The sequence below is a fragment of the Sorangium sp. So ce836 genome (assembly GCF_028553905.1).
GTDB lineage: Bacteria > Myxococcota_A > Polyangia > Polyangiales > Polyangiaceae > Sorangium > Sorangium cellulosum_D.
Genome location: NZ_CP102233.1, coordinates 6,192,776 through 6,218,683, shown reverse-complemented (window position 1 = coordinate 6,218,683; position 25,908 = coordinate 6,192,776). Strand labels below are relative to the sequence as shown.

At 72.9% G+C, this 25,908-nt stretch carries 16 protein-coding genes and 3 tRNA genes; 11 read left to right on the top strand and 8 right to left on the bottom strand.

Going from position 1 to position 25,908, the window contains the following annotated elements:
• The first annotated feature begins 65 nt into the window (after nucleotides 1–65).
• The 6 genes from NQZ70_RS22470 to NQZ70_RS22445 all read left to right on the top strand — a co-directional run bounded on the left by NQZ70_RS22470 (nucleotide 66) and on the right by NQZ70_RS22445 (nucleotide 7,942).
• The gene (locus NQZ70_RS22470) at nucleotides 66–926 is read left to right on the top strand and encodes an outer membrane protein assembly factor BamD (RefSeq protein WP_129576023.1); all 861 of its coding nucleotides are present in this window, start codon (nucleotides 66–68) and stop codon (nucleotides 924–926) included.
• Nucleotides 923–1,237 (top strand): hypothetical protein, encoded by a 315-nt coding sequence (locus NQZ70_RS22465; protein WP_129576022.1) that lies wholly within the window; start codon nucleotides 923–925, stop codon nucleotides 1,235–1,237. The genes NQZ70_RS22470 and NQZ70_RS22465 overlap by 4 nt, the downstream gene beginning before the upstream one ends.
• A 113-nt stretch (nucleotides 1,238–1,350) precedes the next feature.
• Entirely contained in the window at nucleotides 1,351–1,827 is a 477-nt protein-coding gene (gene greA, locus NQZ70_RS22460) for a transcription elongation factor GreA (RefSeq protein WP_129576021.1), read from the top strand.
• Nucleotides 1,828–1,898: 71 nt separating this feature from the next.
• Nucleotides 1,899–5,357 (top strand): sulfatase-like hydrolase/transferase, encoded by a 3,459-nt coding sequence (locus NQZ70_RS22455; RefSeq protein ID WP_237245522.1) that lies wholly within the window; start codon nucleotides 1,899–1,901, stop codon nucleotides 5,355–5,357.
• Nucleotides 5,358–5,388: 31 nt separating this feature from the next.
• The gene (locus NQZ70_RS22450; protein ID WP_129576019.1) at nucleotides 5,389–6,684 is read left to right on the top strand and encodes a tetratricopeptide repeat protein; all 1,296 of its coding nucleotides are present in this window, start codon (nucleotides 5,389–5,391) and stop codon (nucleotides 6,682–6,684) included.
• Nucleotides 6,671–7,942: a PQQ-binding-like beta-propeller repeat protein gene (locus tag NQZ70_RS22445; RefSeq protein WP_129576018.1), complete on the top strand. Its 1,272-nt coding sequence runs from the start codon at nucleotides 6,671–6,673 to the stop codon at nucleotides 7,940–7,942. The genes NQZ70_RS22450 and NQZ70_RS22445 overlap by 14 nt, the downstream gene beginning before the upstream one ends.
• A gap of 666 nt (nucleotides 7,943–8,608) precedes the next feature.
• On the opposite strand, the gene NQZ70_RS22440 is transcribed toward NQZ70_RS22445, so the two are convergent.
• Both NQZ70_RS22440 and NQZ70_RS22435 read right to left on the bottom strand, forming a co-directional pair.
• Complete coding sequence (locus NQZ70_RS22440; RefSeq protein ID WP_129576017.1) at nucleotides 8,609–9,160, bottom strand: GNAT family N-acetyltransferase; 552 nt, start codon at nucleotides 9,158–9,160, stop codon at nucleotides 8,609–8,611.
• Nucleotides 9,161–9,281: 121 nt separating this feature from the next.
• Nucleotides 9,282–10,925, bottom strand: coding sequence for a hypothetical protein (locus NQZ70_RS22435; RefSeq protein WP_129576016.1), 1,644 nt, complete (start codon nucleotides 10,923–10,925; stop codon nucleotides 9,282–9,284).
• Nucleotides 10,926–11,437: 512 nt separating this feature from the next.
• Here NQZ70_RS22435 and NQZ70_RS22430 point away from each other — a divergent pair.
• Nucleotides 11,438–12,862, top strand: a complete 1,425-nt coding sequence (locus NQZ70_RS22430; RefSeq protein ID WP_129576015.1) for a serine/threonine-protein kinase — start codon at nucleotides 11,438–11,440, stop codon at nucleotides 12,860–12,862.
• A gap of 76 nt (nucleotides 12,863–12,938) precedes the next feature.
• Here NQZ70_RS22430 and NQZ70_RS22425 read toward each other — a convergent pair whose 3' ends face one another.
• The 3 genes from NQZ70_RS22425 to NQZ70_RS22415 form a co-directional block, all read right to left on the bottom strand.
• Nucleotides 12,939–13,703, bottom strand: a complete 765-nt coding sequence (locus NQZ70_RS22425; RefSeq protein WP_129576014.1) for a hypothetical protein — start codon at nucleotides 13,701–13,703, stop codon at nucleotides 12,939–12,941.
• Nucleotides 13,704–13,985: 282 nt separating this feature from the next.
• Nucleotides 13,986–15,113 carry a carboxylate-amine ligase gene (locus NQZ70_RS22420; protein WP_129576013.1) on the bottom strand — a complete coding sequence of 376 codons (1,128 nt, stop codon included), beginning with the start codon at nucleotides 15,111–15,113 and terminating at the stop codon, nucleotides 13,986–13,988.
• The gene (locus tag NQZ70_RS22415) at nucleotides 15,110–16,093 is read right to left on the bottom strand and encodes a RimK family alpha-L-glutamate ligase (RefSeq protein WP_129576012.1); all 984 of its coding nucleotides are present in this window, start codon (nucleotides 16,091–16,093) and stop codon (nucleotides 15,110–15,112) included. Before NQZ70_RS22415 ends, NQZ70_RS22420 begins: the two co-directional genes overlap by 4 nt.
• A 374-nt stretch (nucleotides 16,094–16,467) precedes the next feature.
• Between NQZ70_RS22415 and NQZ70_RS22410 the strand changes: the two genes are divergently transcribed.
• The 3 genes from NQZ70_RS22410 to NQZ70_RS22400 all read left to right on the top strand — a co-directional run bounded on the left by NQZ70_RS22410 (nucleotide 16,468) and on the right by NQZ70_RS22400 (nucleotide 16,874).
• A tRNA-Val gene (locus NQZ70_RS22410) sits at nucleotides 16,468–16,539 on the top strand.
• A 43-nt stretch (nucleotides 16,540–16,582) separates the two neighbouring features.
• A tRNA-Asp gene (locus NQZ70_RS22405) sits at nucleotides 16,583–16,659 on the top strand.
• A 138-nt stretch (nucleotides 16,660–16,797) separates the two neighbouring features.
• Nucleotides 16,798–16,874: transfer RNA gene (locus tag NQZ70_RS22400), tRNA-Asp, on the top strand.
• Between the two features lie 285 nt (nucleotides 16,875–17,159).
• Here NQZ70_RS22400 and NQZ70_RS22395 read toward each other — a convergent pair.
• Complete coding sequence (locus NQZ70_RS22395; RefSeq protein WP_165374106.1) at nucleotides 17,160–21,509, bottom strand: CheR family methyltransferase; 4,350 nt, start codon at nucleotides 21,507–21,509, stop codon at nucleotides 17,160–17,162.
• A 316-nt stretch (nucleotides 21,510–21,825) separates the two neighbouring features.
• On the opposite strand from NQZ70_RS22395, the gene NQZ70_RS22390 reads away from it, so the two are divergent.
• Nucleotides 21,826–22,536, top strand: coding sequence for a PA14 domain-containing protein (locus NQZ70_RS22390; RefSeq protein WP_129576010.1), 711 nt, complete (start codon nucleotides 21,826–21,828; stop codon nucleotides 22,534–22,536).
• A 27-nt stretch (nucleotides 22,537–22,563) separates the two neighbouring features.
• On the opposite strand, the gene NQZ70_RS22385 is transcribed toward NQZ70_RS22390, so the two are convergent.
• On the bottom strand, nucleotides 22,564–24,102 hold the full coding sequence (locus tag NQZ70_RS22385; protein WP_129576009.1) for a hypothetical protein: 1,539 nt from the start codon (nucleotides 24,100–24,102) through the stop codon (nucleotides 22,564–22,566).
• Between the two features lie 117 nt (nucleotides 24,103–24,219).
• Nucleotides 24,220–25,581 carry a TIGR03013 family XrtA/PEP-CTERM system glycosyltransferase gene (locus NQZ70_RS22380; protein WP_129576008.1) on the bottom strand — a complete coding sequence of 454 codons (1,362 nt, stop codon included), beginning with the start codon at nucleotides 25,579–25,581 and terminating at the stop codon, nucleotides 24,220–24,222.
• Nucleotides 25,582–25,908: the final 327 nt, after the last annotated feature.

Genomic DNA, 25,908 nt, shown 5'->3' with positions numbered 1-25,908 from the left:
CGCGGGCCCGGCCCGCGGCGGAAGCCCTGGCGCGCCGGCGCCGGATTGGGTACGAGGCGTGCACGATGAGACCCACCGCCGCTGTCCTCGCCCTCGCCGGGTGCCTCGCTGCCCTGGGCGGGCTCGTGGGCTGCGACTTCGAGCTCAACGACGGCCGCACCGCCACCCTCACGTACACCGAGGACGCGCGCGCCGCGTACAACGAGGCCATGGCCGCCTTCGAGGCCAAGGACTGGGAGGACGCGCGCGCCCTCTTCTCCGAGGTGAAGCGGCGCTTCGCGTACAGCCGCTACGCCCGGCTCGCCGACCTCAGGATCGCCGACCTCGAGTTCGAGCAGGGCAAGTACCCCGAGGCGATCTCGGCGTACCGCGCGTTCATCCAGGAGCACCGGACGGATCGGAACGTCGAGTACGCGAAGTACCGGATGGCGAAGTCGCTCTTCCTGGACATCGACGACACGGTGTTCCTGCCGCCGGCCGAGGAGCGCGATCAGGCGACCACGATCGAGGCCCACCGGGAGATCCGCACCTTCCTCCGGCAGTTCCCGCGCAGCCGTTACCGCGACGACGCGGCCTACATGCTCGAGGTCGTGACCGGGCGGCTCGTGCGCCATGAGCTCTACGTGGCGCGCTACTACCTCAAGGCGGACGTGTTCGACGCGGCCATCGCGCGGATCGACTACGCGCTGCGGACCTTCCCGGGCTCGGGGCTCGAGCCGGAGGCGCTCGTCCTCAAGGGCGAGACGCTCCTCAAGATGAAGAAGCCGGACGAGGCGCGCGCCGTGTTCGAGTCGGTCATCCGGGACTTCGGCGGCCCGTTCGCGGTGACCGCGCGGCGGTTCCTCGACGACATGGGCCCCGGCGGGCAGCGCCGCGCGCCCGCCAAGGCGGCGTCGGGCCCGGCCCGCTCGGGGCCGCAGCTGTGACGCAGGCGGTCGGGCGGCCGTCCTCCGGCGCTCGCTACGTGCTGGAGCAGGCCGACGCCGGCGGCGCGCCGGGCGAGTTCGTCTACCGCGGCGTCGTGCGGCTCCCGGACGCGGACGTCCCGGTCGAGGTGCGGATCGCCGAGGCGACCGGCGCGGCCACGGCGACGGTGGACGCCGCGGCCGTCCCGCACGGCGGCCCGCGCCCGGAGGAGCTCTCCCGGACCGCGGCGGCCCTCGTCCGGAGCGCGACGAAGTCAGCGGACGCCCATGCGCGGCGGCCTCCGCGGAAGATCGTGCGCTGGCGGGGGTAGTCCAGCGGGGGCAAGGCAGGGCGCGCTGCGTCCGGGCGGCCGGCGCTATCCGCGATCGGCGCGTCTCGCGCCGTCGTCGACCGGGCGGGAGCCATGCTAAAAGCGTCCCCACCATGTCCGAGAAAGTACCCATGACGCCCGAGGGGCAAGCGCGGCTCCGCGAAGAGATGCGACGGCTGAAAGAGATCGACCTGCCGCAGGTCGTCAAGGACATCGGAACGGCCCGGGAGCACGGCGATCTCTCCGAGAACGCCGAGTATCACGCCGCCAAGGAGCGGCAGGGCATGATCGTCGCCCGCATCAGCTACCTCGAGCAGACGCTCTCGCGCGCCGAGGTCATCGATCCGTCCAAGCTGAGCGGCAGCAAGGTCCAGTTCGGCGCCAAGGTCAAGCTCGCCAACGTGGACACGGATGAGGAGCAGAGCTTCCAGATCGTCGGGCCCGAGGAGGCCGATCTCAAGCTCGGGCGCATTTCCATCGCCTCGCCGCTCGCGCGCGCGTTGCTCGGCCACGAGGTCGGCGAGGAGGTCCGCGTGATGATGCCGGCCGGGCCGCGCACCTACGAGATCCTCGAAGTCTCCTACGCATGACCGATCGCAACGGCGCCGCTCCGATGCGCCCGCGGGGCCATGGGGGCGCCGGCCGGCCTCCCGGGGGGTCCGTGCCCCCCGGTCGATTCGCGCACGGGAGCCGGCCTGACCCGGCCGCCGCCGCGGACGGCCTCGCCGGCGCCGCGCCGGGAGCGCTCGGGCACCGGGCGCCGTCGGCGCCGCGGCTGCAGTCCGGGCCGGCGCGCGCGTCCACGCCGGCGCCGGCGCCGAGCCGCGCGACGTTCCCGAGCGGGAGCTCCGACGCCCCGCCGCGCAAGCTCGAGACCGAGATCGGGTGGCGCATGGCGGACGCCTACCTCGCGCTCGCGGCGCTCGCGCTCGCCGAGCTCCTGGTCGTCGGCGCCCTGCGGTGGCGCGAGCTGCTCGGGCTCTACGAGCTCGGCCGCGCCGTGCGCGACCTCCTGCCGCTCGCGCTCGCGGCCGCGGCGCCGTGCGCCGCCGTCCTCGGCGCGGTGCTCGAGATCGCCATGCGCGCCGAGCGCCGGGGGTTCCGCGTCGCGGCGGCGCTGCTCGCCGGGGCGTTCGGCGGCGCGGTGGCCTTCGGGGTCTCGGCCGGGCGCATGTTCGAGGGCGGCCGGCGCGCGCCGTTCATCGCGGCGCTCGCGCTCCTCGGCGCGGGCGCGACCTTCGCGGCGGCGCCGCGCGTGGCGCGCGCCCTCAAGCGGGCGCGCGCCGCGGGGGCCGGCCGGTGGCTCGTCCTCGCGTCGGCCTGCGCGGTCGCCCTGCTCGAGGTCGCGAACGTGCGCGTCCTGCCGCGCCTCTACGCCGCCTTCCACCTCGGGCTCGCGGCGCTCACGCTCGCGGCGGCGACCTTCGCGACGCCGGCGCTGCCCACGCGGCCGTCCGGCCAGGGCGACGCGCGCGAGCGGCGCTCGCCGAGGCTCGTGCGCGCGGCGCTCGCCCTCGTCCTCTTCGCGTTCGGCGCCGCGCTCGCGCCCGGCGCCGCGGACCGGCTCGCGCTCGCGGACAACATCCGGCTGATCTACGCCACGCACGGCCCGCTGCTCGGGCACGTGGTCGAGCTCGCCGCCGTGCTGTCGCCGCCCGATCCGCTCGACGCCGCGCCGCTCGACGAGCGCGCGAGCGGCAACGCGATCGATCTGCGGGGGCGCGACATCGTGCTGATCAGCATCGACGCCCTGCGCGCCGACCACGTGGGGGCGTACGGCTACGAGCGGAAGATCACGCCGAACCTCGATCGCCTCGCGGCCGAGGGCGTGCGCTTCGAGGCGGCGTACACGCCGACGCCGCACACGTCGTACGCGGTCTCGTCGCTGATGACGGGCAAGTACATCCGCCCGCTCGTGCTGCAGGGGCTCGGGGACGACTCCGAGACGTTCGCGCAGCACCTCCGCCGCTACGGCTACAAGACGGCGGGCTTCTACCCGCCTGCGGTGTTCTTCATCGACGGCGAGCGCTTCGGCGCGCTGCGCGATCGGGCGCTCGACTTCGAGTACCAGAAGATCGAGTTCGCGAGCTCCGCGCTCCGGCTGGAGCAGGTGCGGAGCTACCTCTCCGGGCTCGGGTCGGAGCAGCGCGCGTTCATGTGGGTGCACCTCTTCGAGCCGCACGAGCCGTACGAGGCGCACCCGGAGCACCCGCTCGGCGATCGCGACATCGATCGCTACGACGCCGAGATCGCCGTGGCGGACGCGGGCGTGGGCGCGATCGTGGACGAGATCCGCAAGGAGCGGCCGGACGCGGTCGTGATCGTCACGGCCGATCACGGCGAGGAGTTCGGCGAGCACGGCGGGCGCTACCACGGCACGACGGTGTACGAGGAGCAGGCGCGCGTGCCGCTCATCGTGAGCGCGCCCGGCCTGCTCTCGCCGCGCGTAGTGAGGGCGCCGGTGCAGCTCGTCGATCTGCTGCCCACGGTGCTCGCGGGGCTCGGCATCCCGCGGCCCGCGCGCGTGCGCGGCGCCGATCTCGGGCCGCTGCTCGCCGCCGGCGACGCGGCGGCCGAGCAGGGCACGGCGGCGCCGCCGGGCGGGCCGCCCTCGCTCCCGGGCTTCGCGTTCGCCGAGACGGACGCGCAGACGCTGCTCGCCAAGGGCACGCTGCGGCTCGTCTGCGCGCGCAAGATCGGCGCGTGCGCGCTCTACGACGTGGCGACCGATCCGCGCCAGCAGCAGGACATCTCCGCGCTGCGCCCCGCGGAGCTCGGCGCGATGCGGTCGGAGCTGCGCGCCGTCGAGGCGTCGCACGGGCGCTACGAGGTCCGCGGCCTGAGGAAGGAGGGCAAGGGCTGGCCCGACGCGCTCCGCCGCGGCATCGCGGGCGACGCCGACGCGGTGGTCGAGGTCGCGGCGCTGCTCGACGACGCCGACGTCGCCATCCGCCGCAAGGCGGGCGAGGTGCTCTTCGATCTGCGCCGCTCCGAGGCGGCGCCGTCGCTGCGGCTCGCGCTCGTGCGCGACGAGGACGACGAGGTGCGGCGGTGGGCGGCGCTCACGCTCACGCGGCTCGGCGAGGGCGCGCCGCTGACGCGCGATCTCGTGGTCGATCGCGATCGCAAGTGGCGGCGCCTCGCGGCGCTCGCGCTCGCGGAGGCGGGCGATCGCCGCGGCGACGACGTGCTCGTCGCGTGGCTGCGGCAGGTGGTCCGCGGCCCGGAGCAGGACGGCGGCGAAGGCGCGGGCGAGGCGACGTCGTTCGAGCGGGCGCGCGAGATCGTCGACGCGCTCGCGAAGATCCGGGTGAAGGCCGCGCTGCCGCCGCTCATCGCCGCGCTCGGCGACGTGCGGCTGCGCCCGTACGCCGCCGCCGCGCTCGCGGCGATCGGCGAGGACGCCGCGCGGCCGGCGCTCGCCGAGCGGCTCGGCCAGGAGCCGTACCAGACCGCGCGCGTCGCGATCGCGGAGGCCCTCGTGAAGCTCGGCGCCGGCCCGGAGCTGCGGGCGCCGCTCCTGCGCATGCTCGGCACGCCGGATCCGCTGCCCGGGGGGCTCGGGCTCGCGCTCCGGGCCGACATCCTCGACCTGCTCGGTGGGCCGCGCGAGCGCGATCTCGGCCGCCTGCGCCGCTTCGCGAAGAGCGGGGTGGGGCTCGGCGTCGTGATCCCGAAGGCGGGCAACGGCAAGGGCGTGCGCGTCCTCTGCCGCGCGCGGACCGACGACGGCCGCTCCGGCGAGGTGCGCTTCGGCAGCCCCAGGCGCGGCGCGCGGCCGCCGAAGCGGGACGGCGCGTCGATCGTCCCGGCGAGCGCGCCGGAGCTCGACGCGGAGCGCGCGGTCACGCTCGCGATCCCGCCGGGGAGCGAGCCGGCCGAGGCGTTCGCGACGCTGCCGCCCGCGACGGGCGCGCAGCCGGGCGCTTACGCTGATTTCGTGGTCTACGCGACCCAGAACGTCGAGGTGCAGGCGTGCGCCGTGGTCCCGCTGAGCGACGAGATCCCGCCCCCGCCGCCTGCGCCCTGGTCGCCCGGCGACGCTGGCGGCGCCGGCGACGAGGCGGCGGCGCCGCCGCGCTCGACCGACGGAGCGCCTGCGGCTCACCGGCCAGATTGACGCCGCAGGCGGCAAGACTAGAGTCCGCCGCGTGTCGGACAAGGACCGAGAGCAGACCGAAGAGAAATCCGCGGGGAGTGACAAGGACGAAGCCACGCGGAGCGATGGCGACGAGGGCGGGGCTGCGGAGGCGGCCCCGGCGCGGCCGCCGCGCGGCGCTCCGGTGAGGGAGGCCGGCGCCGACGAGGGCGACGACGAGGCGGCGCAGCGCGTCGCCGAGGCGCTCGGCGTGGGCGCGTCGGACGAGGCGCCCGCGGCGGAGGCTGCTGGCGACGAGGCGGCCCCGGCGGTGCCGAACCGCGCCGCCCGCCGCCGCGACGAGGCCACCGCGCGCCGCCGCAAGAAGAAGGTTGCCGGCGAGGAGCTGCCCAAGGACAAGAACGCCCGCGCGAAGGAGCTGCTCGCGCGTCGCCGGGAGCAGGCCGCGGGCCGCCGCCCGGTTCAGCTGCTGCCGGGCGAGATGGTCGAGGACGCGCTCAGCCGGATGACGACCGGCGCCGGCCGATGGATCAAGAAGAACTTCCACGTCGTCCAGTGGGGCGTGCTGGCGGCGCTGGTCGCGACCGGCGGCGTGCTGTTCTACCTGTCGCGCACCGAGAAGAAGGACGCGGTGTCGACGTCGGCGCTCATGTCGGCCGTCGCTGCGGATCGGGGCAGGGTGCTCGCCGAGGACACGCGCAGCGAGGAGGAGAAGGAGTTCGACGTCACGAGGACCTTCAAGTCCGCGGACGAGCGGTCGGACACCGCGCTCGCCGCGTACAACAAGGTCATCGACGAGCACGGCGGCAGCGGCGCCGCGATCCTGGCGAAGCTCGGGCAGGCCGGTGTGTTGCTCGACAAGAAGGACTACGACCGCGCGCTCGAAGCGTACAGCGCCGTGGTCTCGTCGCCGCTCGCGGGGGCCGATCCCGACGTGAAGGGCCGCGCCATCGAGGGCATCGGGTTCGCGCGTGAGGGCAAGGGCGATCTCGACGGCGCGCTCGCATCGTTCAAGGAGCTCGAGGCGATCGACATGAAGGGCTACAAGGAGCTCGCGCTGTACCATCAGGCGCGGGTTTACCTGGCCAAGGGCGACAGCGAGAAGGCGAAGGAGCTGCTCAAGAGCGCGCACGAGAAGCTCCAGGCTCCCTCGACCGAGGGCCGCTCCTTCCAGTTCCTCGAGGCCGTCGTCGAGGAGATGCTGCGCAAGATCGACCCGGCCGCCGTGCCGCCCCGCGCCGCGTTCGGCGGCCCGAAGGGCCAGACGATGACGCCGGAGGAGATCGAGCAGCTGATCCGCCGCGCGCGCGAGAACGCGGAGAAGAAGGCGGGCGATGCGCCGCACTAGCCGCGCCGCGGGCGCTGTGCTCCTCGGGCTGGGCCTCGCGTCGCTCGGCGGCTGCGGCAACCTGGGCGTCGCCGCGGCGCCCGACGCGCCGCTCTGGCTGCACCACCCGGGGAGCGCGCTGGGCATCACGAAGCGCCGCGAGCTCACCGCCGAGGCGCGGAAGGTCGGCGAGGCCTACGAGCGTGGCCGCCCCGAGATCGACGCGGCGCACCGGCGTGTCTTCGTCGGGTCGAGCGATCACGGCCTGTACGCTGTGCGCGCCGACACGAGCGACGTCCTCTGGCGGTTCGAGACGCTCGGCCCTGTGCAGAGCGAGCCGCTCTACGACGCCGCGTCGGACGCGGTCTACTTCGGCTCGAACGACGGTGCGCTCTACAAGGTGCGCGCCTCGGACGGCCGGCTGGTCTACCGCTTCATGACCAACGCCAAGGTCGCGCGGCGGCCGGTGCTGCGCGACGGCGTGCTCTACGTGACGAACTCGAACGACACGCTGATCGCGCTCGACGCGGAGACGGGCGCGATGCGCTGGTATCAGCATCGGACGCCGGCGTTCGGGATGGAGATCTCCGGGCACGCCGGCCCGGCGCTCGGGCGGGACAAGGTCTACACCGCGTTCTCCGATGGGGTCGTGATGGCCTACGACCTCAAGAACGGGTCCGAGCAGTGGGCGCTCGTCGACCTGGCGGCCGAGGCCGAGCAGAGCGCGGGCGGCCAGACGCCGAAGTACCTCGACACGGACACCACGCCCGTCTTCGGCCAGATCGCCTCGGGCGATGTGGTCTTCGTGGCGGGCTACGCGGGCGGGGTGTTCGCGCTCGACGCCGAGAACGGGACCCGGGCCTGGGTGAACGAGGCGGCGGTCGGCGTGACCGAGCTCGTGCTGTGGCATCAGCCTGCGCATGCGCCGCGGAGCGGAGGCGGTCCGATCGTACCCGAGCGGAAGGTGCTGCTCGCGTCGTCGGGCTTGACGGGCCTGTGGGCCTTGGACCCGGAGGACGGCCGCACGATCTGGCGGCGGGATTTGCCGGACGGGGGCATCTCGGCTCCGGTGCCGTTCGCGGGGGCGCTGCTGGTGACGACCACGCGCTACGGGATCTTCCTGTTCTCGCCGCTGGACGGCGCGGTGATCGACGGCATCGAGACGGGGGGCGGCATCGCGATGACGCCGGCCGCCTACGGCCGGCGCGCGTTCGTGCTGACGAACGGCGGCGCGCTGCTCAGCCTCGACGTCGAGACGCCGCCGCTTCCCAAAGGCTGAGCGGTCGTTCAGGTCGAGCACGGCGCGGGCAGGGCGCTCGGGTGCTGTAGGGCTGGAGGATGACGCGGTGCGTTGTGGCGCGCGGGTGTCCTGGAGCGCCGACCCGGGTTGAGGTTGGGCGAGGCTGACCCGGGTTGAGGTCGGGGCGAGGCGGCGACCCGGGTTGAGGTCGGCGGCGAGGCTGACCCGGGTTGAGGTCGGCGGCGAGGCTGACCCGGGTTGAGGTCGGCGACGGCGACCCGGCGAGGCGAGGCTGACCCGGGTTGAGGTCGGCGGCGAGGCCGACCCGGGCTGAGGTCGGCGGTGGTGACCCGGCGGCGCAAGGCCGACCCGGGTTATCGAGTTCCAGCCCCCTGCCCTCGGGATCGACCTCGGATCGCATAAGAAACATTATGTCAACTCGCGCCGTCGGACGTCTTGGCCGACCTCCGAACGGTGCCCAACCCGCCCGAACGAGCCTCCGCCGGCGAACTCGCGCCGGTTGACGGCCCCTTGCCGCCGGCGCCCGAACCCAGGTCCAGCTCAGCCCCCACCGAGCCGACCTCCACCGGCGCACGCCGCTCCGCTCCGCACCGGTGAACCCGGCCGCGAGCACCCCCCACCGCACTCCCGCCCGCCAAGCGCACCCCGCCTGCGACGGCCCTCCACCGGCCGCCGCCCGCAGGCTCAGCCGTCCCGGACCGCCTCGTCCTCGTCCAGCGCTTCCGCAGTCTTCGGCCGGATCGCCGCCCAGAGCACGACCTCGCCGCTTCGGGTCAGCGGCCCTCCGGCGGCCTCCTGCTCGCTCCGCCACGCGCGGACCTTCGCGGGCGCGTCGTCGCCAAGCGGCGCGAAGCCCGCCTTCTTGAAGAACGCCTGGGCCCAGCTCGCCCGCCCCCTGGCCCTCAGCACGATCTGTTCCATGCCGAGCTCCCGCGCCCGCTCGTGGAGCTCCGCCAGCAACCGCGTCGCGACGCCCCGCCGCTGGTGTTCCGGATGCACCGAGATCTCCTCCAGGTACGCGACCCCGGGCGCCTCGTCGCGCCACGCCAGGTAGCCGGCCGCCTCGCCGTCCGCCTCCGCCACGCGCACGTCGTGCTGCCGCGTCAGCGCGACGATGTCGGCAAGCGTCCGCGCCGGCACCTCCGCCGCGTCGAACCCGATCTCGTGGTACATCGCCGTGCAGGCCTGCTCCGTCGCGGCGAGCGCTGGCAGCTGGGCCTCCTGCAGTCCTGTCACGCGGATGCGCTTCGGGGCTGTCCGTTCCTCATGCATCCCCGGAGGCTACCGCCATCGCGCGGGATGCCCCACTTCTTGCCGATCTCCCGCGCCGCCCGCGGCGCCAACGCGCCGCGGCACCTCAGCTGCGCAGCTGGAGCAGCCGCGCGATCGTCTCGCCATCCCCCGGGCTCAGCGGGACGAGGATCCCGAGCGCCGCCCCCCGCGGCGGAGCGTTCCGCCCGTCCATCGGGACGAGACGGAGCTCCCCCGTGCTGGAGATGCCGATCACCGCGATCCGCAGCGCCGGCAGCGGCTCGATCTGCGACGCGGGCAGCCGCGGCGGCGGCGCCTGCCACTCGCCCTCGTACGGCGGATCGCTCCACGCCGAGTCCACCGCCGCCCCCTCGGACGGCCGCGCCTGCATCGCCCCCGAAGGCCCCCCGGCCAGCGTCGGTTCCCCCTGCTGATCCGCAGAGGCGGCGCCCGCGTCCTCGTCGTCCGGCTCGGCCTCGGTCCAGTCGGCGCGATCCTCCGACGCCTGCGGCGCATCCTCCGGAGCCGCGGCGGACGGCTCGCCGTCGCCCGCCTGCTCCAGGCCGAGCATCGGCGTCTCCTCGTCCAGGTCCTCGATCCGGTGCTCCATGAGCACCCGCTGCTCCTGCGCGGTCAGCGGCCGGCGCGTGGTGCCCTCGTCGTCCGGCCAGAGCCGCGGGCGCCGCTCGGTCGCCTCCTGCGACGAGCTCGCGCCGAGCAGCGGGCTCGCCTGCCGCCGCGCCACCGACGCCACCGCGATCGCCGTCGGCACCGTCTCGCGCTGATCGGGCGGGGCCTCCCCGTCCGCCGCGAGCTGCTCCCCGGTCGCGCTCTGGGGCGCGGCGCCGGACGCGCCCGTCCCCGGCTCCTGGCCCGCAGGCGCGCCCGCGACCGGGAGCTTGACCGCCGGGACCTCCTCGGTCACCGCCGTGGTCGACGATACCCTCGCGTGGGTCGACCCCGCGAAGCTGGCGATCGGCCGCGCCTTGATCGCGGCAGGACGGTCGGCCGCCTGCGGTCCGGCAGCGGCCCGCGCCGGGAGCCCCGCCGCGGCGCCCGCCGCGCGCGCGGCCGGCGACAGCTGCGTGGGGGTCGCCTCGCGCACGGCCACGGACCTCGCCGGCGCGGGGGAGCGCCCCGCCCCGAGCGGCACCGCGCGGCCCAGCCCTCCGACGGGCCTGGGCAGCGGGCCGGCGTCGCGGGACGACGCCATCGCCGAGGTCATCGGCCCCGCCGGCGCGTCGCCGGCAGGCGCGCGGACCGACGGCGACCGCTTCGCGGCCGGCGACGCGGCGGCCGGCGGCACGCTCTGGCCGCTGCGCTCGCTCCGGCCTCCCTCCGCGCTCGGCGGTCGCGACGGCGCCGCGTGAGACCCGGCTCCCGACGCGCCCGGCCTCGGCGGCGGCGCGCTCGCCGTGGCAGGAGACGCGCTGAACGCCTGAGGCGGCGCGCTCAAGGGCGTCTTCGGCGCGCTCGCGATCGCCGGCGGCGAGTCCGTGGCCGTGGCCGAGCCCGGATCCTCTTCGGTCACCGAGATCTTCTGCGCCACCTCCGCGGCCGCCTTGAAGAGCTCGAGAGCGCGCAGGTCGGCGTTGGCATCCGAGGCCTGCTCCGCGGCGCGGCGCAGCCACCTCAGCGCTTCCTCACGCTCGCCGCGCCCCCACAGGGCCGTCGCGGTCGACAGCGCCCAGTGCACGTCTTCGTCGTCTTCGTCGTGCGGCGGCGGGATCGGGCGCAAATTGGCTTCCATAGAGGCCTCGTCGAGCAGGTCGCTCCCCTGTACCACGACTCTCGCGCCCGCGTCTCCAGCCCGATTTGGCGCACTCTTCGCTACGAATCATTCCTTTTCGCCCGGTCCTGTTCCCATCCAGGCGCCCCATCGATCGCTCCGGCAGCGCTCGCTGCATTCTTCCTGCCCGACCGTGCTCGCGTAGTATCCGCTGCGATGAGCCGACCTCGCGTCGCGCCCTGCAGCCGCCGCTCCGCGCGGCCGCCTCACGCCCGGTCCGCGCCCGCGCTCCTGCACGTCGGGCGCCGCGCGCAGCGCCGCTGCCCACGCGGAGGAGGGCCGCCGTCGCGCCCGAACTTGAGGTCTGTGTCCCCTTCGTGGCACCCTGGCTCCGCGGGACCTCCTTCGTGACGTGCGAGCGCGATGGCGCTGCGTCGCTCCGGCAGACGTCGAGGCTGCGTGCCTCCACGAACGTAACGGCGGCACTCGAGCTCCACCCCTCCTAACTCCGCCTCCCCATCTAGGACCACCGCGTGCAGATCTTGTCGGACCTCAAGCCTGGAGACACGCTGGGCCGCTACGAGATCCTCATGCCGGTCGCCCGTGGAGGGATGGCGGCCGTCTGGGCGGCGCGCCTCGTGGGTTCCCGCGGCTTCCAGAAGATCGTCGCCATCAAGACGATGCTGCCGGAGATCGGCAACGACCCGGCCTTCGAGGCGATGTTCCTCGACGAGGCGCGCCTCGCGTCCCGCATCCGGCACCCCCACGCGGTCGAGATCGTCGAGCTCGGCGACGAGAACGGCGTCCTCTACATCGTGATGGAGTGGGTCGACGGCGACACCATCTCCACGCTCAACAAGCAGGTCCGATCGACCGGCGGCGTCCCCCTGCCGATCCTCCTGCGCATCGCCTCGAGCATCTGCGCCGGCCTCCACGCCGCCCACGAGCTCCGCGACGACGAGGGGAAGCTCGTCGACCTCGTGCACCGCGACATCTCGCCGCAGAACGTCATGGTGTCGTACGACGGCATCGTAAAGATCGTCGACTTCGGCGTCGCCAAGGCCACGGGCCGGCTGCACGAGACGCGCGTCGCCGGCCAGCTCAAGGGCAAGATCCCGTACCTGTCTCCGGAGCAGCTCACCTCGGGCAAGGTCGATCGCCGCTCCGACATCTTCTCGCTCGGCGTCCTCCTCTACACGACCCTGAGCGGCTATCACCCGTTCCGCGGCCGGAGCGACGCCAAGACCATGGAGAACATCCTGCGGTTCGCCCCGGTCCCCCTCCGGGAGCTCGTGCCCGACGTCCCGTTCGATCTGGCGGTCGCCATCGAGCGCGCGCTGGCCAAGGATCCGGCGGACCGCTGGAACGACTGCGCGTCGTTCCAGCGCACGCTCGACCAGATCGCGATCTCGATCGGCACCCCGGTCACCGACGGCGACGTCGGCCGCTTCGTCCGCGAGACGCTCGGGGACATCGTGGCCGAGCGCCGGAAGAAGCTCGCGACCGCGATCCAGCTCGCGGACAGCCGCATGTCGGCGCGGGGGGAAGGCCGCACCGCGTCCTCGATCAGGGGCGACCGGCGCAAGCAGGCGCCGGCCGGGAACACGCCCCTCCCCGCCACCTTCGCGGGCATCCTGCCCGTCTCCCTCGAGGACCCTCCCCCGAAGTCCTCGTCGAAGTCGCCGCCCGCGAGCCTCGCGCTGCCGGTCGCGTCCGCGCCTCCGGCCCTGGTCACCCCGGCGCCCCGCGCCCGGCGAAGGTGGCGCCGCCGCGTCTCCCTGGCCCTGCTCCTGGTCCTGCTGCTCCTCACGGGCGCGGCGCTCGCCGCCCGCGCGGGCCTCCTGCCCGTTCCCGGCGAGGTGCACGATCTCCTGCGCGACGGGCGCTCGCTCCTGCGCGGCGCGCGCGAGCTGCTCCGCGGCGCCCTCGAGCGGCTGAGCGCCCTCCTCGCCGACTAGCTGCGTCGCGCGGAACTCGCTCAGGCGCTCGGCCGCGGCGGCCTCGCGCCGCGCGGTCAGCGCTGGTCGGCCGCGGTCACTTGATGCCGGCGGACGGCTCCGGCAGGCAGACGCCGAGCGCGCACAGCAGGAGGTTGACGTCGCCGGCCGCGCAGTACACCTGCCGCGCGCAGTAATCGTCGTAGCCGCAGAGCTGATGGCAGGACGCCTCGTTCCCGAGCGCGCCGGTGAACGTCATGCACGACCAGCCGCTCGAGAGCCACAGCCCCTCGGGCCGCTTCGTGTCGAAGAGGCACGCGTCCGCGCGCGTCTCCGGGTCGAACACCTCCGCGGTGCACGCCTCGCCCCCGGACAGCTTGCTCCGCGCGCCAGACATCGTGTTGAGCAGGTAGGTCACGTCGCACGTCTGCCCGGCGGCCGACTCCCTCACCACCCGGGCGCGCAGCTCGTCCTTCCTCGCCGCGTAGGACCGCACGGCGCGGATCGCGCCCGTGACCTGGTTGTTGCCGCCGTCGGGCTTCGTCCCCTCGGCGAGCGCCGCGAGCACCCGCTCGGCCAGCTGCTCCGCCTCGGGATCGGCGCCCGCCGCGCCGTCCTTCGCGTAGCCGAGGCGGATGTACGAGGCGGGCGTGCGCGGCGTGCACGGCTTCGCGTGGGCCCAGAGCTCCTCGCTCACGATGAGCGGCCGCTTCGTCTCCGGCTGCTTGCAGACGCCGACCGAGCCGGGGGGCAGCGTGCCGGAGGCCCGCGGCGTCGGCTGCCCCGGACCTTCGTTGACGTACTCGGTCGACGCGCAGCCCGCGGCGCCCGCGGCGACAGACAGCGCGACAAGGCAGCCCACCGAGAGAGCGAACGCAGAGCGGCGCGGAGCGATTCCCACGGCCGCACGGTAGCAGAGCCGGCGCGCGAGCAGAAATTCTCGCTGGGAGGCCCCGCCGCGCGCCGCGGCGGCGGCGGTCCGCGCCGCCGCGAGCCGGCCCCGACGCGCGAGCCCTCCCCGACGCACGAGCCGGCCCCGACGCGCGAGGCCGCCCCCGAGGCTCCAGAGACCCGACCGAGGGCGCCTCATGGCGCCCCGCCGCGCCGCGGGCGACCCCGCCGCCCGCCGCCCGCCGCCCGCGGCCTACAGGCCGAGGCTCGACTGCTCGACCAGGTCGTCGACGACGGCCTCGAAGCTCTGCGTCCGGGCGTAGACCGCGAGCTGGCGATCGGCGCTCGTCCCCTCGTCGAGGATCGCCCGGATCCGCTCGAGCTCGCCCTGCGATCCGAAGATCTCCGCCGACTCCTGCACGAACTCGAGCAGCTCGCCGACGAGGTGGCGGACGGGGACCTGCTCCTGCTTGCCGAAGTCGATGAGCTGCCCGTCGATGCCGTAGCGCACGGCGCGCCACTTGTTCTCCTCGATGAGCTCCTGCCGGTACTCGCGGAACCCGAGGTTGCGCCGGTAGAGCAGGTAGAGCTTGCCCATGACGGCCTGGATGAGCGCCGCCAGCGCCACGGTGTCGTCGAGGCGCGTCGTCATGTCGCAGATCCGGACCTCGACCGTGTCGAAGAACGGGTGGGCGCGCACGTCCCACCAGATCTTCTTCGCGTTGTCGATGCAGCCCGTCTTCACGAGCAGGTCGACGAAGCGCTGGAAGTGGCCGTAAGACTCGAAGAGCCCCGGGATGCCGGTGCGCGGGAAGCGCTTGAAGATCTCGCTGCGCGTGCTCTTCAGGCCCGAGGAGCGGCCGAGCCAGAACGGCGAGCTCGTCGACAGCGCGAGGATGTGCGGGAGGAAGTAGCGGACCTGGTTCGCCAGGGCCATCGCCACCTCGCGGTCCTTGACGCCCACGTGCACGTGCAGCCCGAAGATGAGGTTCGCCCGGGCGACGTCCTGCAGGTCCTCCACGATGCCCCGGTAGCGCTCGCCGTCGGTGATCTCCTGCTTCTTCCAGTCGCTGAACGGGTGCGTCCCCGCCGCGACGATGCGCATCCCGCCCTGCCGCGCGAGCGCCCTGAGGCTGCCGCGCAGCTCGGCCAGCTCTTCCCTCGCCTGCCGGACGTCCCGGCAGATGCCGGTGCCCGTCTCGATGACCGACTGGTGCATCTCCGGGCGGACCCGCTCGCGCAGGAGCTTGTGACCCTGCCCCCCCTCGAGCAGCTGGCTCACGTACGACCGGAGCTCGCGCGTCTCGGCGTCGACGATCTGGAACTCCTCCTCGACGCCCAGCGTGAACTGGCCGTCGAGCAGCCCCAGGGCCGTGGTCACGACGAGGCCCCGAGCCGGACCTTCTGCACGGAAGGCCGGACGAGCCTCGACCACGCGTAGCCGTCGCGCGTCCGCCGGTCGCCGCGCGCGCACTCCACGGCGAACGCGACCATCCAGTCGACCGCGATGTTGAAGTAGCGCTCCCGCAGGTGCTCGATGTGCATGTCGGGCGCCGGGTTCGTGAAGTCGATCGCGTACGGCACCCCGTCGCGGATCGCGAACTCGACCGAGTTCATGTCGTAGCCGAGCGCCCTGTTGATCTTGGTCGCGTCCTCGACGATGCGATCGTGGAGCGCCTTCGGGAGCCACCGCTCGTCGTCGTGCTGCACGTAGCAGCCGCGGAGCCCGGTGGGGCCGATCGCCTTGGGGTCGTACTGGATCGGGAGGATGCGATCCTTGCCGACGCAGATGCAGCGGACGTAGTCGTCGAAGTCGATGAACTCCTGCAGGGTCATGACGTTCTGCCCGGAGGCGTTGTAGGCGGCGAGCAGCTCCTCCTGGGTGCGCACCACCGACACGTCCTTCCAGCCGCCGCCGTCCGCGGGCTTGAGGATGGCCGGGAAGCGCACGTAGTCGATGATCGCCTCCCAGTTGAGCGGGTACTCGAGGTTGCGGAGGCTGCGCTCCTTGACGATGGCCGGGATGTAGTCGCGCTGGGGCAGCATCACGGTGCGCGGCGTCGCGATCCCGATCTGCGACGCGAGCGAGTAGCCGAAGAACTTGTCGTCCGCGCTCCACCAGAACGGGTCGTTGATCACGAACGCCCCGCCGAGCGCCGCCGCCTTGAGGTAGAAGCGGTAGTGCTTCACCTCCTGGCTGATCCGGTCGATGAGCACCCGGTACGGGCTCTCGAAGCGCTCGGGCGTCCCGCCGATCTTCGCGATCTCCGCCCGGACGCCCGGCACCTTGTTGCACCGCTCGAGAAAGGCCTGCGGGAACGACTGCTCCCAGCCGACGAGGATGCCGATCTTCTCCGCCATACGTTGCTGTCTCCTCCCACCACACGTGGTCGCGGCCACCGCCGCTGACGCAGAGCGTAGCGCGGATACCCAGGAATTTTACGCTAGAAGTGTAGCGAGGGGGCGGCCGCGTGAGCCCGTTCAACGGCTATGCCCGCCCGTCCGTCCGGTGCGATCGCGACGTCGCCCGCGCGCGCGACGCGGGACGCAGAGGAGGGCGTCCGCCATCGGCGAGCGTGGTGCGCGCGGCGTGAAGAGCGCGCCACGCGAACGCCACGCGCTTGACGCGCAGCCCCAGGCGGAAAACCCCGGCCAGATCGGCCAGGGACGGAGCCGTCCGAAAATAGATCTTGACGGAACCTGCTCGGCGAGTAGAGTCGCGCACCTCTCCGACGGGGCGGGTAGCTCAGCGGCAGAGCGTCGGCCTTACAAGCCGATGGTCGCAGGTTCGACCCCTGTCCCGCCCACTCCTGGGTCAAGGGCCTGGGCGAGCTGTGATGATGTCAGTCTGGGGTGGTAGTTAAGTTGGTTATAACGCCGGCCTGTCACGCCGGAGGCCGCGGGTTCGAGTCCCGTCCACCCCGCCAACTTTCTTCTGTATTTCCGAGTCGCCGCTCACCTGAGCCTCCCTCGGTTGTCCCGTGTCGCTCGATGCGGGGCAGCGAGGAGGTTTGGCTCATGGGAGCCGGGCACTTGCCCGCACGGCGATCGGAGCGCTGACATCTGGGGTGGTAGTTAAGTTGGTTATAACGCCGGCCTGTCACGCCGGAGGCCGCGGGTTCGAGTCCCGTCCACCCCGCCAGCACTGCTCGGAATCTTCGACGCGCGGCCGTCAGGCCGCCTTCGCCGGGCCCTCTCGACAGCTCGTTGAGCCCGTTGGCATGGCCGCGCGTCGTCGCAGGTTGCGCCATCGCTGCGCTACAGGCCCTGCGCTCGCCGCGCCGCCTCACCGCGCCACGGGCCCTGCCCTCGCCGCGCCGCCTCACCGCGCCACGGGCCCTGCCCTCGCCGCGCCGCCTCACCGCGCCACGGGCCCTGCCCTCGCCGCGCCATCACGCGCCGCCTCGCCGCACCACGGGCCCTGCCCTCACCGCGCCATCACGCGCTGGATGGCCGCGTCGAGGTCGCGGAAGCTCACCGGCTTGATGAGGTGCTCCAGGAAGCCGGCGCGGATCGTCTTGCGGCGATCCTCTTCCATGCCGTAGCCGCTCAGCGCGATGGCTTTGAGCCCGTGGCCGGCGGACCGGATCGACGCGATGAGGTCCGTGCCGCTGCCGTCGGGCAGCCCGAGGTCGCTCACGAGCAGATCGAACGCCTCCGCCCCGACCAGGTCGAGCGCGGCGCGCACGCTCCGGGCGATGCGCACCGTGTGGCCGGTCAGCGTGAGCAGCTCGCTCATCATCTCCGCCGTGTCCTCGTGGTCCTCCACGAGGAGGATGCGCAGCGCGCGCCTCGGCGCCGCCGTCCCGGCGGCCTTCGCCTGCGTCGGCGTGGCGGACGCAGGCGGCCTCGCGGCGGGCAGGAGGACGCGGAAGGTCGCCCCGGCCCCCCGCCCAGGGCTCGACGCCGTGATCGTGCCGCCGTGCAGCTGCACGATCGCGCGCGAGATCGCGAGCCCGAGGCCGAGCCCGCCGAAGTGCCGCGTCGTGTCCGCGTTCCCCTGCTCGAAGGCGTCGAAGATCCGCGGCAGGACCTCGGGCTCGATGCCGACCCCCTGATCCCGCACCTCGATGACCACCTGCGCGGCCTCGTCGTAGCAGCACAGCTCGATCTGCGACCCGGGATAGCTGAACTTCACCGCGTTCTTCAGGAGGTTCCAGACCACCTGCTCCAGCCGGGCGACGTCCGCCGAGACCCAGTGGTCGCCCGGCGCGACGTCGAGCGTCAGCCGGATGCTCTTCGCGTCGACCTCGTCGGCGCAGATCTCCATCGCGTGCTCCAGCACCGTGCGCGCCGCGACCGTGTGCGTGACGAGCTCGAGCTTGCCTCGCACCACCCGCGTCAGGTCCAGGAGATCGTCGATGAGGCGCGCCTCGAGCTCGGCGTTGCGCTGGATCATCTCCACGCCCCGGCGGACCTCGTCGGGCAGGTCGTCGCGGCGGAGCAGCCGCGACGCGGCGGTGACCACCGGCGTGAGCGGCGTCCTGAGCTCGTGCGACAGGACCGCCAGGAATTGATCCTTCGTGCGGTTCGCGTGCTCGGCGGCCTCGCGCGCCGTGATGAGCTCCGCCTCGGCCTGCTTGCGCCGCGTGATGTCCTGCACCACCGCCATCGTGCGGGTGATGCGGCCGCCCGCGTCCCGCGCCGCCGTCACCGTGGTGCTCGCCCAGAGGCGCCCCGCGTCCCTCGTCACGTAGCGGTTCTCGATCGCGAAGTCGCCGATCTCGCCGCGCAGCAGCCGCTCGTACCGCTCGGCGACGGCGCTCGCGTCCTCCGGGGCCGTGATGTCGAGGAGCGCCTTGCCGAGGAGCTCCGTCGCCTCGTGGCCGAGCATGCCGGCGAACTTCCTGTTCACCCGCACGAAGCGGCCCGTGGCGGGCTCGCACTGGACCTTGCCGACCACGGCGCTCTCGAAGATCATGCGGAAGTCCTCCTCGCTCGCGCGGAGCGCCTCCTCCGCGCGCTTGCGCCGCGTGATGTCGGTCAGCATCGCGGAGGCCCCGATGATCGCACCGCCGGCGTCGTGGATGGGCGCGACGCTGATCGAGACGTCGACGCGATCGCCGCCGCGCGCGATCCCCACCGTCTCCACGGGCTCCACCCGCTCGCCGCCGAGCACCCGATCGAGGACGGCCCGCATCTCGTCGGCGCGCTCGGGCGCGATGATGAGGTGCGCGGGGCGGCCGGTCACGTCCTTCTCGCCATAGCCGAACATCCGCTCCGCAGCCGCGTTCCAGCTCGTGATCGCCCCGTCGACCGCCGCGCCGAGGATCGCCTGCTCGGCCGAGGCGACGATCGCGGCGAGCCGGCCGCGCTGCGCCTCGGCCTCCTTGACGCTCGTCACGTTCACGAGCGTGACGACCACACCAGAGATGACGTTCGCCAGCGTGCGGTACGGCAGGATCCGCATCATGTAGCAGCAGCGGCCGTCCTCGAGCTGCACCTCCCGCTCCTTCGGCGCGAGCGTCCGCAGGACGTCGCGCGCGTCCGCGACGAGCGAGGAGGCGTCGAAGCGCGCCGCGATGTCGAGGATGGATCGGCCGATGTCGCCCTCGATCAGCCGGAAGACCTCGGTCGCCGCGGGCGTGAACCGCCGGATCCTGAGCTCGTCGTCGAGGAACACCGTCGGGATCTGGGTGCTGAGCAGGAGGTTCTGGAGATCGTCGTTCGCCGCGTCGAGCGCCTCGATCTTCGACTTGAGCTCGCTGTTCAGCGTCTCGAACTCCTCGTTCAGGCTCTGGAGCTCCTCGTTCATGCTGAGGAGCTCCTCGTTCGAGCTCTTCAGCTCCTCGTTCGAGGTCTCGAGCTCCTCGATCGTCGTCTGGAGGTGCTCCCGCGTGGCCTTGAGCTCGTGCTCGAGCTGGTCGACGAGCGACGCGCTCTCCCGCCGCGGGCCGAGCGGCGGCGCCTCGCCCCGCGCCGCCGGCCGGAGCTCGTCGAACAGGACGACGTACAGGCCGAGGTCGTCCTCGAGGCCGCCGAGCGGCCGCACGACGAGGTTGAGGCGCTGCGTCCCCGCGATGGTCTCGACCGCGATGTTCTCGTGGACCACCTGCTCGCGCATCCTGACGGCGCGGTGCACGGCCGACCGCACCTCGGGGCGCAGCGCCCGCAGCACCATGTTCGAGACGTTGACGTCGAGCGCCCCCGTCGACGGCGCGAGGTACTTCCCCGTCTCGCCCGACAGGTACACGATGTCGCCCTGCTCGTTCACGACGACGCACGGCGGCCCGTAGCGATCGAGGAGGCACCGCTCGATGGTGCGCTCGATGCTCTGCTCGGGCGACCAGGAGCCGCGGCGCGCGAGCTCGCCAGCGCGCCCGTCCGCCGCGGTCCGCTCGCCGAGCGGGAGCCGCGGCAGCGCGTACCCGACGGCGCGCTTCTTCTGGAAGATCCGCCGCTTGCCGTCGATCGGGCGGAACAGGTCGCTCCGCTGCGACACGCTCTCCGAGGGGCCGAGGAGCAGGTAGCCGCCCTCGACGAGCGCGTAGTGGAAGACCCCGAGCACCCGCCGCTGGAGCTCGCCCTCGAGGTAGATGAGGACGTTGCGGCACGAGATCAGATCGAGCCGCGAGAACGGCGGATCCCTGGCGAGATCGTGCCGGGAGAAGACGCAGACGTCGCGGATCGCCTTGGCGATCGAGCGGGTGCCGCCCTCCTCGGCGACGAGGAAGCGCGCGAGCCGGCCCGACGCGATGAGCTGCGTCGCCTCGCTCGGGTAGCGCCCCTGCCGGGCGATCTCGATGGCCTCGTCGTCCACGTCGGTGCCGAAGATCTGCACGCGCGGGGCCGCGGGCAGCTGCTCGACGTGCTCCATGAGGAGCATCGCGATCGTGTAGACCTCCTCGCCGGTGGCGCAGCCCGGCACCCAGACGCGGATCGGGCTGTCCGCCTCGCGCTCCGCGAAGAGCGCCGGCACGATCTCCTCCCGCACCGCCTCGAACGTCTCCGGATCGCGGAAGAACTCGGTCACGCCGATGAGGAGATCGCGGACCAGCTGCGTCGGCTCGTCCGCCTCCCGCCGGAGCAGCGCCATGTAGTCGGCGATCGACGTCGCCCGCAGCACCTGGGCTCGGTGCTGCACCCGCCGGACCAGCGTGGTCCGCTTGTACTGGCGGAAGTCGTGCCCCGTGCGCTCGAGGAGCAGGGCGCAGATCTCCGGCAGCCGCGCGGCGATCTCCTCGACGAGGTCCGCGCGATCGCCCTCCGCGGGCAGGCGCCGCGCGTACTCGAGCAGCGCGGCGGGGATGTCGCGGAGGGCGAGCACGTAGTTGACGAGCCCGGTGTCGATCGCGTGCCGCGGCATGTCCGGGTGAGCGGCGGTCGCGGGGTGCTGCGCGATCGTGAGCCCGCCGTGCTCTCGGACGACCTTGAGCCCGCTCACGCCGTCGTGCCCCGAGCCGGAGAGCACCACCGCCACCGCCCGCTGCTTCGTCTCTTCGGCCAGGGACCGGAGCAGCGCGTCCATCGTCGCGCGGTGGCCGCGCGGCTCCGCGAGACGGCTCAGCCGGAAGGCGCCGCCCTGGATCGTCGCCGTGGCGTGCGAGGGGGTGACGTAGACGTGGCTCGGCTGGATCGGCAACCCGTCCGTCGCCTCCAGCACGGGCATGCCCGTGTGGGCCGCGAGCAGCTGCGACATTACGCCCGCGTTGTGCGGCTCGAGGTGCACGAGCACGAAGGCGAACCCGCTGTCGGGCGGCATCGCCGAGAGGAAGGCCCTGAAGGCCTCCAGGCCGCCCGCCGACGCTCCGAGCGCGACGATGAGGCTGTCGGCCAACTGCGTTCTCTGGGACGACGGGGCCCCCGTCGCGGCATCGCGGCTCTCACCGTCGCTTCGCATCAAAGCCTCTGACGCTTAGTACACGTCTGGGACAACAGCCAGCGAACGTCGGCGCAAAGCGCGGCCGGGCGCGCCATAAGGATCTACCCGACCGCCATCTCCAGGTGCGCCACCTCCTGGAAGCGCCCGTGGCTCGGTCGTCACACGCAGTTTCCGCGGGCGCGAATGCGCCGCTTGCCCTTGACAAATCGCACCATCTCCGCGTGCATAGCCGCCGAGCGGCCGGCCCGGCCGCGGAGCAACGGAGCGGTTCATGAGTCGATTTCTACTCTGGTGGAGGGCGACGTCCGTCACGGTGAAGGCCGCGGCGGCGTGCGCCGTGGTGGTCACCCTGGGCGCCGCGGTGCTCGTCGGGCGCTGCGCCGTGACGACGCGGGCGGAGCCGCCGCGGGCCGGGCCGGTCCTCGTGAGCGGCGCGGTGATCACGATCGACGCGGCGCCCGCCGCGCCGCCGGGGGTCGTCGTGGTCGGGCAGGCGACGGACTTCGGCGGGCCAGAGACCGCGGGGGTGAACGCGCTGCGCGGCCTCGTGTACTTCGTGCCGAACGGCACGTCGCACCTCCTGAATACCGCCTCGCTGAGCCCGGTCGCGGTCCTCTACACGCCGCGGCTCGATATCTCGCCGCGGTCCTGGCAGAGCGGCTTCCCGGGCGTGCCCGGCGGACGCAACGAGTGGTTCCAGATCTCGTACGAGGGAGAGTTCGTGACCTCGCGCAGCGGAGCGCACCAGTTCGAGCTGCTCTCCGACGATGGTTCCAGGCTCTTCATCGACGACCGGCTGGTGGTCGAGAACGACGGCCGGCACGAGCCGCAGAGCGCGCAGGGCGCGGTGATGCTGGAGCCCGGGAAGCACCGGATCCGGATCGGCTATTTCCAGGGGCCGCGCTTCGAGATCGCGCTGCAGCTCTTCGTGACGCCCCCGCAGAGCACCCGGCAGATCCTCGACATCTCCCGGGTGCTCTGAGCGCGGCGCGGGCGGCGGCCGCGCGCCTCAGCCGCCGCGCTGCGAAAGCGTGAGCAGCGCCTTGACCTTCGCGTACGAGACGTAGGGGTTGTCCTCGGTGCCCCCGAGATCGTCGCTGTCCTCGCCGGTCCCCTGGGCGCGGACCGGCATCCACGCGTAGTCGGGGTGGAGCTCCTTGCCGTTGATCCCGTTGACGATCGACGGGTTCTTGATCCACTCCCCCCCGAGGATCGTGAGATCGCTGTCGAGCTCGAGCACGTAGTGCAGCTCCGAGACGGAGAGCGGGACGTCGCGCTGGGCGGGCGGGAGGAGCAGCGTCTCGCCGGTGACCGAATCGGAGATCATCCAGAAGCGCGCGGCCACGCGGACGAAGCGCTTCGCGGCCGGGTTCAACCGGTAGTTGTAACAGTCGGCGCCCATGTAGGCGCCGCCGCACAGGAGCCGCGCGGCGTCTTGCGGGCCGATCTCCTCGATGGTGTCGATCGCGAACTGCTTCACGGGGAAGCTCCACACCTCCGCGTCCCAGGTGTGGTCGACGATGAACATGAGCCGCTGCTTCTGGGTCGACTCGCCGGCGAGCGGCTTCGCGCCGACCCCGAGCAGCCCGGTCATGGCGACGTGCATCGTGGCCGGGTTGAGGTCGCGGCAGGCGGGATCGATCGGCCTGCCGTAGATGTCGCGCGCCGTCCGATCCGCCCGAGTCTCGCAGCGGCGCCCCGAGAAGGTCACCGAGTCGCTGAAGTAGAGCTCGCTCATGAGCGCCTCGATGTCCGCCATGCGGAACAGGACGCACCCGGTCTCCGCCGCGGCGCACTCGGTCACCGTGGAGCCGACGAGCTTCACCCGGACGTCGCGGCGCGGCCCGGCGCCCTCGGCGGCGACGTACGCCGACCACCCGTTGCAGTGCCCCCACCAGTACTCCGGATAGATCCCCTGGTAGAGCCCGTGATGCTGCAGCTCCCAGCGCGTCGCCGGACCGGCCACGACCACCGCCGGCTGGATGTAGGGAGGGTTGCGCAGGTACGGGGGCCTCCGGAGATCGTCTGCGCTCCACGTGGCGATGCTCGCGAGCGACTCCATCTGTCCCGGGTGGAAGAGAACGTCATATTTCTCGACGGGAGAGAGGTTGTCCGGGTCGGAGGTCCGATCGGAGTAGTTCTTGAACGTCGAGTTCCAGCGGTCGGCGATGCCGTTCTGCCGCTGGGGCCACCAGTTCGAGGGGAACGCGCTCGTCTGCGCCTCGCCTTGCAGCAGCGTCGTGTCGAGGCGGAGCCGGGCGCCCTGGAGCTCGGGGTGCAGGTACGAGGGCAGGTTGGCGCCGTCGATCGCCTCGCGGCCGCCGGTCGTGGGGATGAGGAGCTGGTGGCCGCCGCCGAGGATCTGGCCGGTCTCGGGCGAGTAGCCGAGCACGTAGGGCACGGGCCCACCCTCGATGAAGCGGAAGGCGGGGCCGTTCACGCTGCTCTGCGCGACGTCGACGCGCTCGTCGGGCGCCCGGTCGAGCTCCGCGCAGCCCAGGACCAGAAACACCGAGCTCACGATGCCCGCCTTCATCCGCGTCTTCATCGCTGATCCCCCCGGAGACCGACGCTCGCCGATCCCTCGGGCGTTCTCTGCAGAGGCCGCGCCACCGGGCTCGTCGTCAAAGAGCGCAGCCATTGCACGCGTCGGCAGCCGGAGCATTCACCGTGCGCCGATGCGCCAGAGCACGACCTTCACGGTGTCGATGAGGATGGAGATATCGAACCAGAGCGAGAAGCTCTTCATGTAATAGAGATCGTACTGGAGCTTCTCCAGCGCGTCCTCGGCGGACGCGCCGTAACGGCAGCGCACCTGCGCGTGCCCCGTCACGCCCGGCTTCACGCAGAGCCGCTGCCGGAAGAAGGGGATCTGCTTCTCCAGCGCCTCGATGAACTCGGGGCGCTCGGGCCGAGGCCCCACCAGGCTCATCTCGCCGACGAGCACGTTCCAGAGCTGCGGCAGCTCGTCGAGCCGCGTCTTCCGGATGAACCGCCCGACGCGGGTCACGCGCGGATCGTTCTCGATGGCCCACGCCGCCCCGTTCTTCTCGGCGTCGGTCCGCATCGACCGGAATTTGTGGATCCTGAACGGCTTCCCGAGGGCGCCTGTCCGGATCTGCGAATAGAGCGCCGGTCCCCTGGAGTCGAGCTTCACCGCGATGGCCGTGAGCGCCATCAGCGGCAGCGCGAGCACGAGCCCGGCGCTCGCGCACACGACGTCGAAGAGCCGCTTCGCGACGAGCGTCCGCCGCCGCACGCGGAAGCCGTGAGAGAAGATGATCTGGCTCGGCTTCAGCTCGCGCACGCAGATCTTGCCGGTCACGCGCTCGTAGAAATCCATGCCCTCCTCGATCTGGACGCCGCGGAACTTCAGATCGAGCAGCTCCTCCAGCGGGAAGGCGGCGCGCCGATCGGGGATCGCCACGATCACCACCGCGACGCCGCGCTGCTCGACGAGGCGCCGGAGCTCCCGCGTCCTGCCTGCGATCTCGGGATCGTCGATCGGCTCTTCGTCCCTGACGAGCCGGCCGGCGAGGCGCAGCCCGAGGACGTCTCCGTCCTTCCGGATGAGGGACGCGCACGTGCGGGCGAGCTCGCCCGACCCCAGCACGACCGCCAGCCTGGAGAAGCTCTCGCTGCTCAGCACCCGATTGCACGCCGCGCGCCACGCCGGGAGCACGATCGCCGCCGCCCCGAGCGACGTGAGGAGCACCCGGTCGCCGAGCTCCGCGTCCGGCACGAGCCAGAACGCGAGCCACAGCACGGCCGCCGCCATGCCGAGCGCCCGGAGCATCGTCAGGAACAGCGCGCGCGCCCTGGGCGGCTCGGGCCCGTACAGGCCGTGATAGTAGAGCGACGCCAGCGCGACCAGCGAGATGCTCAGCGTCTGTCCGAAGCGCTCTCCGTCGAGCGCGTGCTCCCAGCCCACGAGCACGCCCGGCGCGCAACACACCAGGAGCGAGAGCAGGCTGGCCTCGACAAACCACACCATGGCCCGGCGCGGCGACCGGAACAGCTCCAGCATCGTCCCTCCCCACTCGTCTAGCCCAGCGCCCCGGGCGGTCGCGCACCACGGCGCATCGCCTCCGGCAGGCACACACGGTTGTAGTTGGACCTACATTAGAGCAGACCGGGGCAGATCGCCAGATGCCTCCGACGAATCTCGTCCATCGGCGGCGGACTGAGCCGCTGCGCGCGAAGCCGGGCGCGGCGCAATCGACGACATCGCGGGCGGTTGCGCCGGGGATGCGCGGTGACGAGGGGAGTCGCGGCGAGAGAACGCTGTCGACGGACTGCGTACGTCGTCTCCAGGGGGCGCGCTCAGGGGGCTTTGCGGATCCGCGGCGCGGCG